At 67.5% G+C, this 13,439-nt stretch carries 10 protein-coding genes; 3 read left to right on the top strand and 7 right to left on the bottom strand.

The annotated features are described in order from the left end of the window. Positions 1 to 10: 10 nt before the first annotated feature. The 6 genes from ACY34H_RS22775 to ACY34H_RS22750 are packed head-to-tail and all read right to left on the bottom strand — an operon-like array spanning position 11 to position 4,501. Positions 11 to 550, bottom strand: coding sequence for a hypothetical protein (locus ACY34H_RS22775; RefSeq protein ID WP_464979750.1), 540 nt, complete (start codon positions 548 to 550; stop codon positions 11 to 13). After that, positions 475 to 1,524, bottom strand: coding sequence for a hypothetical protein (locus ACY34H_RS22770; protein WP_464979749.1), 1,050 nt, complete (start codon positions 1,522 to 1,524; stop codon positions 475 to 477). The genes ACY34H_RS22775 and ACY34H_RS22770 overlap by 76 nt, the downstream gene beginning before the upstream one ends. Then, a complete protein-coding gene (locus ACY34H_RS22765) occupies positions 1,524 to 1,790 on the bottom strand; it encodes a hypothetical protein (RefSeq protein WP_464979748.1) in 267 nt (88 codons plus the stop codon). Before ACY34H_RS22765 ends, ACY34H_RS22770 begins: the two co-directional genes overlap by 1 nt. Before the next feature lie 14 nt (positions 1,791 to 1,804). Next, positions 1,805 to 2,695, bottom strand: a complete 891-nt coding sequence (locus ACY34H_RS22760; RefSeq protein ID WP_464979747.1) for a hypothetical protein — start codon at positions 2,693 to 2,695, stop codon at positions 1,805 to 1,807. Continuing rightward, a complete protein-coding gene (locus ACY34H_RS22755) occupies positions 2,692 to 3,651 on the bottom strand; it encodes a cyanobactin maturation protease PatG family protein (RefSeq protein WP_464979746.1) in 960 nt (319 codons plus the stop codon). Before ACY34H_RS22755 ends, ACY34H_RS22760 begins: the two co-directional genes overlap by 4 nt. 13 nt (positions 3,652 to 3,664) lie before the next feature. Continuing rightward, positions 3,665 to 4,501: a hypothetical protein gene (locus ACY34H_RS22750; RefSeq protein WP_464979745.1), complete on the bottom strand. Its 837-nt coding sequence runs from the start codon at positions 4,499 to 4,501 to the stop codon at positions 3,665 to 3,667. Positions 4,502 to 4,815: 314 nt separating this feature from the next. Between ACY34H_RS22750 and ACY34H_RS22745 the strand changes: the two genes are divergently transcribed. Next, complete coding sequence (locus ACY34H_RS22745) at positions 4,816 to 5,493, top strand: PEP-CTERM sorting domain-containing protein (RefSeq protein ID WP_464979744.1); 678 nt, start codon at positions 4,816 to 4,818, stop codon at positions 5,491 to 5,493. 14 nt (positions 5,494 to 5,507) lie between these two features. Here ACY34H_RS22745 and ACY34H_RS22740 read toward each other — a convergent pair whose 3' ends face one another. Continuing rightward, positions 5,508 to 7,907 (bottom strand): ATP-binding protein, encoded by a 2,400-nt coding sequence (locus tag ACY34H_RS22740; protein WP_464979743.1) that lies wholly within the window; start codon positions 7,905 to 7,907, stop codon positions 5,508 to 5,510. A gap of 219 nt (positions 7,908 to 8,126) precedes the next feature. Between ACY34H_RS22740 and typA the strand changes: the two genes are divergently transcribed. Both typA and ACY34H_RS22730 read left to right on the top strand, forming a co-directional pair. Continuing rightward, positions 8,127 to 9,959, top strand: coding sequence for a translational GTPase TypA (typA, locus tag ACY34H_RS22735; protein WP_464979742.1), 1,833 nt, complete (start codon positions 8,127 to 8,129; stop codon positions 9,957 to 9,959). Between the two features lie 318 nt (positions 9,960 to 10,277). Next, a complete protein-coding gene (locus ACY34H_RS22730) occupies positions 10,278 to 13,415 on the top strand; it encodes a TonB-dependent receptor (protein WP_464979741.1) in 3,138 nt (1,045 codons plus the stop codon). The last annotated feature ends 24 nt before the right edge of the window (positions 13,416 to 13,439 follow it).

The raw sequence follows: 13,439 nt of genomic DNA, 5'->3' as shown, positions 1-13,439 counted from the left end.
CATCCGCCGCTCAGCCGCCGAACAGCGCGTTGCAGTTGGGGTTCCACGGGAAGCCGGGAGCATTCAGCGTGTCGTTGACGCTGATCGTGCCCGGCGCGGGCGGCACCAGCGGATACAGCAACTGGTATTTGTAGGTGGCCGCATCCGAGCCGTTCGCGTTGCTGGTGCCGACCATGATGCCGACCGGCCGGTTGACGGTGACGGTGGCGTTGGCCGGCACCGTTACCGGAGGCCCGTTGCTGCCAAGGTTGGCCTGCTCGTCCGAGGGCGGATTCACCTGCAGCGTGCCGGGATCGAACTGCCATGCGACGGGTGGCGACGTGTTGTCGATGTAGTTGATGCGAAACACCACGATCGCGTGGTGCGGTGGCGCAGTCACCGTGCCGTCGGGCAACTGGGCCGAATTGCACGCGCCGAGCTGGCTGTAGTGGATCGTCGCTATCTTGAGACCGCCGGGCGGGAGCGGGCATCCCGTCAGGCCGGCGCCCAGTGCGACGGCGGCGGCGATCCGCCTGGCGGGCGTGCGTCCGCGATGGTGTTTGCGTTCCATGCTGTACCTCCTTCCGAAATTCCCCATCCAGGCCGGCGCACCGGTGCCGGCAATTGCGCCCGGCGCCAGCGCGCTAGCGCGGCCAGCGCCAGCGCGCTGGTCATGGTGCCGCTGTCGTGGTGCGGGCCGCGCGGCAGCGTGCCGCTGCCGCCACGCCCTTGCGCCGGCACGAGCAGCACGCAGCTGCCCGGCCAGCCCTGCGGCGTGGCCGCCGCCAGCAGCCGGTGGGCATGCCAGGCGGCGAGTTCTCCATATGCGGACGCATGCCGCTGCAGATGGCCGAGTGCCAGCAGGTGCAGCGCATGTTCGAACGGACTGGCTTCCTGTCCGGCCCCGCCCTCGAGCCATGCGGCCGCCTGCCCGGCGGCTTTGGCGGGGATGCCTCCCGTGCCGGCCAGCGCGGCGACGCGCCAGGCGTTCCCGTAGCTGGCCGTGTCCCACCAGAACGGTACCGGGGCGTGGACGAGCAACGCGCCGCGCAGCGGCGCAAACTGGCCTGGCGGACAGCCGGCCGCGGCAAGTGCCAGTGCCGCCAACGCCGTCACTTCGCCATGCGCGCCGCTCCAGTCGCCGTAGCGCGGTTCGGCGAACGTATGCACATTGCCTGCCGCATCCACATGCTTCAGCAGGGCCGGCACGGCGGCGCGCGCCAGTGGAGGCGCCGTGACCGCGAGCAGCAGCATGGCCCAGGCGGTGCTGTCGGCATCGCAGCCGGTCAGCCGGTTATAGCCCCAGCCGGCGGGCCGCGCGCTGGCGGCCAGCGCCGTAGTCGCGCGGTACAGCGCGCCGCGCACGGCGGGCCCGGCCGCCGGGGCGTGCGCGAGGCCCCAGCCCGTCCATGCGGTACTCCATGTTTCGGACGGCCCGGGCCGCAGCGCGAACTCGCGCCAGAAGCCGTCGCTGTCCTGGCGCCGTGACAGCGCCAGGGCCACCTGGGCGATCGCCTCGTCCGCCTCGGCGGCGAGAGCGTCCATCACCAGTCCGATGGATCGCTGATGCCGAAACAGACGCCACACGGGTAGGGCGTCTTGGTCTTCTCATAGCCGTGGACCGTATTGTTGTTGCACACGTAGACTTCCTTGCACCACATGACGAGCAGCGTGCAGAACGTGTCGGTACGCGCGTAGCGGCATTCTTCCTGGCTGGGGGTATCCCACACGCCGGCTGCGGCGATGGGCGGCGTGACGTGCGGCGTGAAATGCGGCGTGATGGCGCCGAGAGCAGTGAATCCGGGCAGCATGGCGATCTCCTCGATCAGTAGTGGGGCATGCGTTGCGCGGCGCTGCCGCGCGTGTCGGTCAGCAGCGCCGGCTGGCCGTTGCGCGACGGGCCGTGCGGCCGACAGGAAAAATAGGCACGCCAGCCGGCGAAACCGGTGGCGTCGTACTTGACGCCCAGGTAGCTCAGCGTGCGGGCGCGCAGCGTGCGGCACAGTGCCAGGCAGCGCTCCGTGTCCGCGCCGTGCGCGAGCAGGAACGGCAGCGCGCGTGCGAGCGGCACGTTGGCCGGATCGCATTTCAGGGTCTGCGGAGCACCGCCGGCGTCGAGGTCGGTGCCGATCACGCCCACGCTGCCGCCGGGGTGCAGCGCGCGCAGCGCCTGCGCCAGTTGCGCGCAGTGCGCGTCAGGCCAGCCGAATACGGCGGCGAGATCGCGCACGGTGTCGGCGCCGAACGACTGCAGGTCGCGCTCGACGCGAAAGTACACCGACAGCCGTTCCGCGCCATCCACGCCGGTGCGCACGCCGAGGCCGCGGGCACCCGGGCAGCGCAGCGCCTGGGCCAGCGCGGCCAGTGGCGCCGGCTGCGCCGCGAGGCGGCTCGCCGCGGCCAGCAGCGCCTGCAGCGTGGCCGCTTCCGGCTCGCGCGTAAAACGCAGGTAAGCCGTCAGCGCGCCGATGCGCAGGCCGTCCGTGTCGATGCGCAGCAGCACGGTGTCCGGCAGCATGGCATCCAGCAGGCGTGACACCGTGGACAGCCAGGTGCCGGGAAAGCCGGCCGCCGCGGCAACCCGGCCCAGTTCCGCATGGATGGCACCGCGCAGCGGCACGGTGATGCCATGCACGCCGGGGCGGTGATCGATGCTGTACTCGACGTTCGCGGCGGCGGTGCCGAGCAGCGGCATCGCGGCTGCGGCCAGGTTCATAGCGGCATGCCCAGCATCGAGTTTTCCAGCCATGGCAGCAGGCCGAGCGGGCCGCTGCCACCTTCCGCGTCCGACACGAAGGGCCATTCCTCGGTGACATCCACGCGCGTGAACCAGCGTTCGGGGATGCCGGTGGAGCGCTCGACAAAGCCGAGGATGACGGCTACCTGCTTGCGCCCCGAAACGCCCTGGACGAGGCGGGTCTCGATACGGTCGAGCAGGTGGCGCTCGTGCTTTTCCGCCGCGACCAGGAAGATGCCGGGGTGCTGCATCAGCAGGTAGTTCAGCGCGCGGTGCACATCCGTGGCGCCCACGTTCTCCGTCGATTGCACGATGCGGCGGAACAGCGCGGCGGCGGTTTCGCCGAAACGGTCTTCCGGGATGCCGCGTTCCTCGAGCGCCTTCGCCACGGAGCGCGCCAGCACGGCCTGCCAGTCGGCCAGGCGGAACGTGTACAGCTGGTCCACCAGCACCACTGGCGCCAGCACGCCGCCGCACGCCTGCGGTGGCGCCATCGGCCCGAGACGGCCGACGGCGACCGCGTAGGCATCCTGGCTTTCGCCGGCGGCCAGCGCTTCGAACAGCTCGCCACGCAGGTAGTTGCCGGCCGGCGCCAGGATATAGGCCGGGCTGCCGCCGATCGCGAACACATAGCATGCCTGGGCCGCCAGGTGCGGGTTCTTCTGCAGCACGGCGCACAGGCGCGCGAGCCGGTCGTCCGGCGCATCGCCCAGCGCGCGTTCGCGCTGCCGGTATTCCCGTTCCAGGCCCAGCGTGGGAAAGCGCGCCTCGATGCGGCCGAGCGCATACACGAACTGCTGCGGTGCCGGCTGCGCGCGGGCCGCGCAGTCAGGGCAGGGCGCATGCGCCGCCGGTGCCGCATCCTGTGCCGGATGTTGCGGGTGCCGGGCGGGCGGGACCGGCATGCCCGCCTGGTCCGATATGGCTTCCATCATGATGGGGCTCCTTTCAGGACAATGACAAGTGCCGGTAGGCGCGCCACACGTCGAGGGCGGGTGGCTGCGTACGGCTGCCGCCCGTTGCGCCGGCGCGCAGGGCGGCGCACAGCTGGCGGGCGGGCAGCCGGGTGCGTGCCGCCAGTGCCGCCAGCGCCGCGGCGGCCAGCGCGGCGGCGAAGCTGGTGCCGCTGGCGTTGCGATGCCTGGCGCGGGCCAGCACGACGGGAATGTCGTCGCCCGGCGCGGCGAGGCCGCGCGCGGCGACCACCGGGCCCCATGCGCGCCCGGCCGCCGTGACCGGTACCAGGGCGGGATGGGCATACAGCGGCTGCGCGACCGCGGCGCCGTGGTTGCCGGCCGGGACCAGCACGGGAATGCCGGCGGCCAGCGCGCCGTCGAGGGCGGAATGAACGGATGCCTGGAACGCGCGCGGGCCACCGAGGAATTCGAAGCCGAGCAGGATGAAGTCGGGAGCGGCGGCGCAGGCCTGCGCCAGGTGGGCGGCGCATGCTTCGGGCGCGGCGAGAGTCGGCCAGCACAGCAGCGCATACCCGTCGCTTGCGCCGGGGATCGCCAGCAGCGATGCCATCGCGGTGGCGTGTTCGGAGGCTGCGGCTGCGCCATCGAGTGTGCCGCCATCGGGCGTGCCGCCATCGATGCCGCTGCGGACCATCGCGCTGCCAGCCATTGCCGCTCCAGGCAAGCCGGGCAACACAGAGGTATCGGCAAACCCGTCGAGCAGCGCGATGCGCACCGTACGCATGGCGGGCGCATGCCTCAGCAGGCGCCCGAAGCCCAGGCCCGCATACAGCAGTTCGCGCCGGATCGTGATGTCCGCTGCACTCATCGCGGCTCCTTTCGGCCTGTGGCGGGAAGCGACTGTTTTTCAGTGTAGCAGGCGCATCCTGCTTCGCCAGCACGGCGAAAAATTTTCCCTCCGCGCGCAACGCGGCCATGGACTGGCGGCAGGGAATGCGGTGCCTGTCAATTCCCCATTTGGCACGTTGAGCCGATACGCAACGGATTACCGTTCATTGATGATCATTATTACGCTTTCTCGATACCTTGTTGAGATTGCAAGAAGGTAGCGCTACATTGGCTTGCTTCGGCGCCGAAGTATCTCAATCAGTCTTCCTCATCCACTTCCACAAGGAGCACACCGTGCGCAAGACGTATCGTCCGGTTACCACCGTTGCAGCTTCCGCCATCCTGCTGTTCGCCGCCTCGGCGGCAAATGCCGCCCTCACCACCTACACCAGCCAGTCGGCCTACCTCGCCGCCGTGGGCAGCACCGGCGTCGACACCTTCGACGACCTCGACCTCGACCCCTACGCCACGCCATTTCCCCGCACCGCGGGCGACATCGGCTATGTCGCCACGACCGGCCCGGGCAACCCGAACGCCTTTGGCGCCAGCGACGACGACTACGACTGGTACCTGACGCCGGCCCGCCGCACCGATTCGATGACCTTCGCCAGCTTCGACCAGCCAATTGCCGGCGCCGGCGGCTTCTTCTTCGGCGGCGACATCGCCGGCTATACGGTCATCGCCCCGTGGATACTCGTCACCGCCACCGACAGCACCGGTGCCACGCTGGAGTACACGCTCGAGAACCCGCTGCGCGACACCTTCCTGGGCTTCGTGTCCGACGCGCAGATCGTCTCCCTGTCGGTATCGGCGGGCGACCAGCCGGGCGAGGACGGCTTTGGCATCTGGCCGACCGTGAACGACCTGCACCTGTCCGTGTCGGCCGTGCCGGAGCCGGGCACCTACGCGATGCTGCTGGCCGGCCTTGGGCTGCTGGGCTGGACGGCACGGCGCAAGCGCAAGCAGGCCTGAGCGGCCGCTCCGTCTCAGACGGCGGCCAGCGCCATCAGCAATTCAGCCGGATCGGCGGGCTTGACGAGGTGCCGGTTGAATCCGGCGGCGTGCGACTGGGCACGGTCGCTGGGCTGGCCGTAGCCGGTCAGCGCGATCAGCGTGGCGCCTGCCGTGGCCGGGTCGGCGCGCAGGCGCCGCGCCAGCGTGTAGCCATCCATGCCGGGCAGGCCGATGTCGAGGATGAAGGCGTCGGTGGCCGCCAGGTCGGCGCGCCGCAGCGCCGTTTCCGCATCTTCGGCCACTGCCACGTCGTGCCCCTCGGCGCGCAGCAGTTCGGCCAGCACGCCGGCCGCGTCGGGATTGTCTTCCACCACCAGCAGCCGCAACGGACGCACCGGCGCCGCCGCCTCGGGCGGCGCGCCGGGTGCCGGCGCCGGCGCGGCATCGCGCAGCGGCAGGCAGATCGAGAATTCGCTGCCCTGGCCGGGCCCGTCGCTATGGGCCGTCACGAAGCCGTCGTGCAGCGTGGTGATGCTTTTCACCAGCGTCAAGCCAAGCCCCAGTCCACCCTGCGCGCGGTCCGGATTCCGTTCGCCCTGGATGAACAGGTCGAAGATGTGCGGCAGCAGCGCGGGCGCGATGCCATTGCCGTTGTCGCGCACCGTGATGCGGGCGCGGCCGTCCTCCACGTCCAGGCGCAGCGCGATCCGGCCGCCGGGCGGCGTGTATTTCGCCGCATTGTTCAGCAGGTTGGCGATCACCTGCACGAGACGGGTGCGGTCGCCGTGCACCATTGCCGGCGTCTCCGCAAGATGCAGGTCGAGGGCATGGCGCCGTTCCTCGATCAGCGGCAAGGCCTGCTCGACGGCGCTGGCCACGGCGTCGGCAAGGTCCAGGTCCGCCATGTTCAGCTGCACCAGCCCGCGCGTCACGCGCGACACGTCGAGCAGGTCGTCCACCAGGTGCGCCATGTGCCGCACCTGCCTGGAGATGATGTCGCTGGCGGCGATGCGGGTCTTCTCGTCCGCCAGCCCGCGTTTCAGCAACTGCGCGGCGGTGCCGATCGGCGCCAGCGGATTGCGCAGCTCGTGCGCCAGCATGGCCAGGAATTCATCCTTGCGCGCGGCCGCTTCGCGCAGCGCATCCTCGGCCAGCTTCTGGTTGTGGATGTCGGTGCAGGTGCCCATCCAGCGGATGATGCGGCCGGTTTCGTCGCGTACCGGCAGCGCGCGACCCAGCGTCCAGCGGTATTCGCCGGAGCGGTGCCGCAGCCGGTACTGGATCTCGTACACTTCGCCGGTGGCCAGGCTGTGCCGCCACGCCGCCCACGCGCGCTCGCGGTCGTCGGGATGGAACATGTCGTTCCATCCGGGGCCGTCGGTGGAACCGGGCGGCACGCCGGTATATTCGTACCATTGCTCGTTGTAGTAATCGTGCCAGCCATCGGGCAGCGTCGACCACACCATCTGCGGCATGGCATTGGTAATGATGCGGAACTTCGCCTCGCTGGTGGCCAGCGCTTCCATGCTGCGCGCCCGTTCGCTGGCGGTGCGGATGCGTTCGGCGAACTCGCGCATCAGCGTCACGTCCTCCGCGGCCCACTGGCGCGGCACGGTATCGCTGACCACCAGGATGCTTTTCAATTTACCCTGCTCGATCACCGGGATGTCGACGAACGACTGCGCGTGATGGCGGCGGAACGGCCCCGCGTGCGCCGCCGTGCGGGGATCCTGCGCCACGTCATCGACCACCACGGGGCGGCCCTGCAGCATCTCGTCCACGAAGGAGCCGAATTCGCGCAGGTGCACCGTGCCTTCCAGCGACGGAATGCCGGGCATGCACCAGTCGGCGCCGACGTACAGCGTATCGGTGGCGTCGTTGTAGCGGCCGAAGGAAACCCGGCTCACGCCCAGCAGTTCGCCCAGGATCGCCAGCGCCGCCAGCACGATATCGCGCGGGGCCCGCACGTCGCGCCAGGCGTCCGCGAGGCTGAGCAGCGCATCGCGCCGCGCCGTGCCGCGCACGCGCGCCGTCACGTCCCGCACATGGTGGACGATCCAGGCCACGTTGCCGTCAGCGTCGGGCACCGGTGAATTGGCCAGGATCCAGTGTTTCTGCTGGAACCGGCCCGGCTTGCCGGGCACCGGGAGTTCGTAGCGCTGCACCGCCATCTCGTCGGGCTTGCCGGTGGCCAGTACCTTGCGCAGGGAAGCACGCAGGCTGTCCATCGTCCTGGCATCGGCGCGCGGATCGGCAGGCTGGGCGCCGTACACGGCGAACAGATCCCGGCCGACCAGTTGCTCGCGGCGGTAGCCGTTGGCGCGCAGGTACGCGTCGCTGGCCTGGACGATGGTGAAATCAGGACTCAGCAGCAGGCAGGGCGCGGGCAGGGCGCCGAAGAGGGCACCCGGGTCAGGCAGTTGATCACTCATCGGTATCCTGGAAATCCATCGGTCAATGATGCCAGTCTGGCAACCGGCGGTCGGTGGTCCAGGTCACACATGTCCGCCTGTCTTTGAGACGTCACAAGCCCATGCTATACTAGTGGGTTCAGTGCATCCGCATTTGCCGGGGCGCCTGCTCAGCAGACGTCAGCTTCACGAGTACCCCGCAGCTTCGGCGTCCCACCCGTTTTTACAAACACAACGACTATGTCTAATACTAAACGCGCAATTCGCAATATCGCCATCATCGCACACGTCGACCATGGCAAGACGACCCTCGTGGACCAGCTGCTGCGGCAGTCCGGCACCTTCCGCGAAAACCAGCAGGTCGACACCCGGGTCATGGACTCGAACGACCTGGAAAAGGAACGCGGCATCACGATTCTGTCGAAGAATTGCGCGGTTGAGTACGAAGGCACGCACATCAACATCGTCGACACCCCGGGCCACGCCGACTTCGGCGGCGAAGTGGAACGCGTGCTGTCGATGGTCGACTCGGTGCTGCTGCTGGTCGATGCCCAGGAAGGCCCGATGCCGCAGACCCGCTTCGTCACGCGCAAGGCGCTGGCGCTGGGCCTGAAGCCGATCGTGGTGGTCAACAAGATCGACCGTCCGGGCGCGCGCGCCGACTGGGCGATCAACCAGACGTTCGAACTGTTCGACAAGCTGGGCGCCAACGACGAGCAGCTGGACTTCCCGATCATCTACGCATCGGGCCTGAACGGCTATGCCGGCATGGATGAATCCGTGCGCGGCGGCGACATGAAGCCGCTGTTCGAAGCCATCCTGAAATACGTGCCGGTGCGCGACGACAATCCGGACGGCCCGCTGCAGATGCAGGTCACGTCGCTGGACTACTCCTCCTACGTGGGCAAGATCGGCATCGGCCGCATCTCGCGCGGCCGCATCAAGGCCGGCCAGGATGTCGTGGTGGTCGACGGCGAAGGCGCGACCCCGATCAAGGGCCGCATCAACCAGGTGCTGAACTTCAAGGGCCTGGAACGCGTGCTGGTCGATGAAGCCGTGGCCGGCGACATCGTGCTGATCAACGGTATCGAGGAAATCGGCATCGGTTCCACCGTGTGCGCACCGGATACCCCGGACCCGCTGCCGATGCTGACCGTCGACGAGCCGACCCTGACGATGAACTTCATGGTCAACAACTCGCCGCTGGCCGGCCGCGAAGGCAAGTTCGTCACCTCGCGCCAGCTGCGCGACCGCCTGGACAAGGAACTGAAGGCCAACGTGGCACTGCGCGTGGCACCGACCGACGACGACACGATTTTCGAAGTGTCCGGCCGCGGCGAGCTGCACCTGACGATCCTGATCGAGAACATGCGCCGCGAAGGCTTCGAGCTGGCCGTGTCGCGTCCGCGCGTGGTCTTCAAGATGGTCGATGGCGTGCGCCACGAGCCGTATGAAAACCTGTCGGTCGACGTGGAAGAAGTCAACCAGGGCGGCGTGATGGAAGAACTGGGCCGCCGCCGTGGCGACCTGCAGAACATGGAATCGGACGGCAAGGGCCGCGTGCGTCTCGAGTACCGCATTCCTGCCCGTGGCCTGATCGGCTTCCAGGGCGAATTCATGACGCTGACGCGCGGCACCGGCCTGATGAGCCACGTGTTCGACGCCTACGCACCGGTCGACAACACCCGCGGCGAGCTGGCTGGCCGCCGCAACGGCGTGCTGATCTCGCAGGATGACGGCGCCGCCGTGGCCTACGCGATCTGGAAGCTGCAGGACCGCGGCCGCATGTTCGTGTCGCACAACGACCCGGTGTACGAAGGCATGATCATCGGCATCCACTCGCGCGACAACGACCTGGTCGTCAACCCGATCAAGGGCAAGCAGCTGACCAACGTGCGTTCGTCCGGTACCGACGAAGCGGTGCGCCTGGTGCCGCCGATCCAGATGTCGCTCGAATACGCGGTGGAATTCATCGAGGACGACGAACTGGTCGAGATCACGCCGAAATCGATCCGCCTGCGCAAGCGCTTCCTGAAAGAGCACGAGCGCAAGAAGGCATCGCGCGAAGCGTAAGCTTTTCGGCGCAGCCGATAAAAAACCCGCCGGGCCGCAAGCCATGGCGGGTTTTTTTACGCCTGTACCGGCGGCGCCGCGCTGCGCCGCCCGCGGTCGGGCATGGCATGTCCGAGCTTGCCTACGGGAACGTTTCCACACCGCCGCGCATGCCATTGCGTGAAATGCTCAGTTTATTGAGCAAAATCGCTCCCTAATCATCATTTTGATTCTTTGCCTGCGCGCTACTTTGCATCCGGTTGACTCACATAGAATTGCAAAAAAATAGTCATTTACTAGCGGCCTGCTCGCCAGGCCGGCAATCGGAGGAGATTCATCGTGACGAAGCACTCGAACAAGGTGCAGGCAGCTGGCCGCCTGAACCGCAGGACCGTCTTTGCCATCGCCGCATCGATGCTGGCGGCAGGCGCCGCGCTGGCACAGCAGGCCCCCACCCAGCCGCAAACGCCGGCCGCCGAACCGGCGGTCGGGCAGGGCGCCGTGGTGACCGTGGTCGGCACCCGCAAGTCGGTTGCCTCGGCGATCGACCGCAAGATCCGCAATGCCACGGTATCCGATTCCATCATCGCCGAGGACATCAACCAGTTCCCCGACAAGAACGTGGGCGAGGCCCTGTCGCGCATCACCGGCGTGCAGCTGTCGCGCGACTTCGGCGAAGGCTCGCAGGTAGCGATCCGCGGCGTGGAGCCGGACCTGAACCGGGTGGAGATCAACGGCATGTCGGTGCTGGGCACCAACGGCGAAGCGGGCCGCGGCGCCGAGCTGCGCGAGCTGGCGTCGGAACTGATCGCCTCGATCGACGTGTACAAGGGCACCACCGCCGACATGACCGAAGGCGGCGTCGGCGGCACCGTCAGCATCAAGACCCGCAAGCCGCTGGACTTCAAGAAGCGCACCATCGCCACCACCGTCTCGGCCGAGCAGTCGTCGAGCCGCGGCGGCGTGCAGCCGCGCCTGTCGCTGCTGGCGGCGGACCGCTTCCTGGACAACAAGCTGGGCGTGATGGCCAACATCGTCTACGACAAGGTACTGACGCGCAACGACTATGCGCGCAACACCTCGTGGCGCTTCCTGCGGGACTGGGATTTTTCGGCCGACAAGACCGTCGTCAGCCAGGACCCGGCCGTCGCGGCCGTCGGCAGCAAGGCCGGCTGCGGCACCAGCGGCCTGTCCGCGGCGCAGCAGACAGCCTGTACCAACCAGTGGAACGACTACTCGCCGGGCATTGCCCGCTATGGCATCTGGACCCGCGACCACAAGCGCGCATCGGCCGAGCTGACCGCGCAATACGAGTTCAGCAAGAGCTTCAATGCCTATGTCAGCTACCAGCACAACAAGCAGGAACAGCGCCTCAACGACCGCAATTTCGGCACCGACCTGGGCAACGTCAACCGCCTGGCCAATGCCGGTACCGCGCCGACCTACAACGCGGCAGGCATTCCGTCCGGCGGCAACTGCACGGCGGCGTCGACCACCACCACGCCCGAAGGCGTGATCGTCGACAACCACCACGTCACCCAGTACACCGTCGGCAATTGCCTGTATGCGGCGGGGCAGGGCGGCCAGGGCGCGTTCAGCACGTCGGCGCGTGACTTCGCCCTCGACATCGATTCGAAATACACCACCACGGGCTTCAACTACAAGCAGGGCAAGTGGGAAGTCGAAGGCCTGCTGGGCACCTCGAATTCGCAGTACACCAACAATTCGAACAGCGTCGTCATGACGCAAAACGCGCCGGGCCTGCGCGTGTCGCTCGACGCACAGGGCGTGCCGCATTTCGATTTCCCGGCAGCGTATTCGCCGGACAATCCGAATGCCTACACCCAGGTGCAGCTGCAGTACCGCCCCTATGAAACCACCAACCGCGAAGACCAGGCCAAGATCGACCTGAAATACAAGCTCGATACGCCGTTCTTCAGCAAGGTGTGGTTCGGCGCCCAGGCACGCGACACGGCCGGCAAGCGCTACAACGGCGGCGGCTACCTGGCCAGCAACGGCGCTGACCTGAATTCCGCGGCCGACGACGTCACGGTGGTGGGCTCGAACATCAACCAGACGCTGATCTTCGATCCGCTGGCACCGGCCGGCGTGAACCGCGCACCGGACAAGTTCGCGTTCATGAGCCAGTTCAACGCCACGAACTACATCAACGCGCAGCAGATGGCGGCGCTGGTCCAGTCGATCAGCGGCCGTTCGCCGGGCACCTTCTTCAAGGGCTTCGATGGCGTCAGCGGCCTGCCGACGTCGTGGAATTCGCCGAACTACAGTGCCGCGGCGCCGAACTTCGACACGTCGAACTTCAGCCACCAGTACCTGTACAACGCGCCGGGCAGCGACGGCAACATGTACGCGCAGATCCCGGCCTGGAAGGTGCGCGAGAAAACCCAGGCAGCCTATGGTCGCCTGGACTTCGACACGGAACTATTCGACCGCGGCATCTCGGGCAATGTCGGCGTGCGCTACACCCGCACCCGCGACATCTCCACCGGTTCGCGCAGCCAGCGCGTGCGTGTAGCCTCCGGTACCGGAACGACCGGCTACACCGATCTCGTCGTCTCGAACAGCGTCGCCACCGTGGACAACACGTACCACGACTGGCTGCCGAGCGCGAACGTGATGATGTGGGCGATCCCGGACGAGTTCCTGGTCCGCGCCGGCTTCGGCAAGGTGATGGCCCGCCCGCGCATCGACTTGCTGGCGCCGAACGCGAACTGCATCGCCGGCAGCGGCAGCGAGGCATTCGGCGGCGACGGCGAAGACGACTGCACGGCCGGCAATCCGGACCTGAAGCCGTTCCGCGCCAAGAACTACGACCTGTCGTTCGAGTACTACCCGAACAGCGATTCGCAGGTCAGCCTGGCGCTGTTCAAGAAGAAGATCACCAGCTACATCCTCGACCGCACGGTGGTGAAGGGCGTCGACCTTTTCAAGGATGGCTCGAGCTACGACGTCACGCAGCCGATCAACGGCGAAGGCGCGCAAACCAAGGGTATCGAATTGACCGCGCGTACCGCGCTGACCTTCCTGCCCGGCTGGCTGTCCGGCTTCGGCGTGGACGGCAACTACACCCGCATGACGTTCAAGTACTCGCAAGGCACCGAGCGCCTGAACGTACTCGATGGTACCGTGCTGCCGTATCCGGGCCTGTCGAAGAACAGCTACAACGCCGCCGTGTGGTACGACCTGGGCAAGTACAACGCCCGCCTGGCCTACACCTACCGCGACCGCTTCTTCACGGGGAACAACGACGTGTCGGGCAACCCGGTCTTCCAGAACAAGACCGGATTCCTGGACGCCAAGTTCCAATACCGGTATAACGATAACCTCACGTTCTCGATCGAAGGCAAGAACCTCACCGACCAGGAGCAGGTCACCGATGCCGGCGATCCGTTCCGCGTCAACGAACTCGCCTTCTCGGGCCGCCGTTACTTCCTGAGTGCATCGTACAAATACTGACAATGACGAGACAAGCTTTACGCT

Source organism: Pseudoduganella sp. jia 9, from assembly GCF_055502615.1.
Note: the sequence above shows the minus strand (reverse complement) of the source record. Positions and strands in the feature narration are given on the sequence as shown.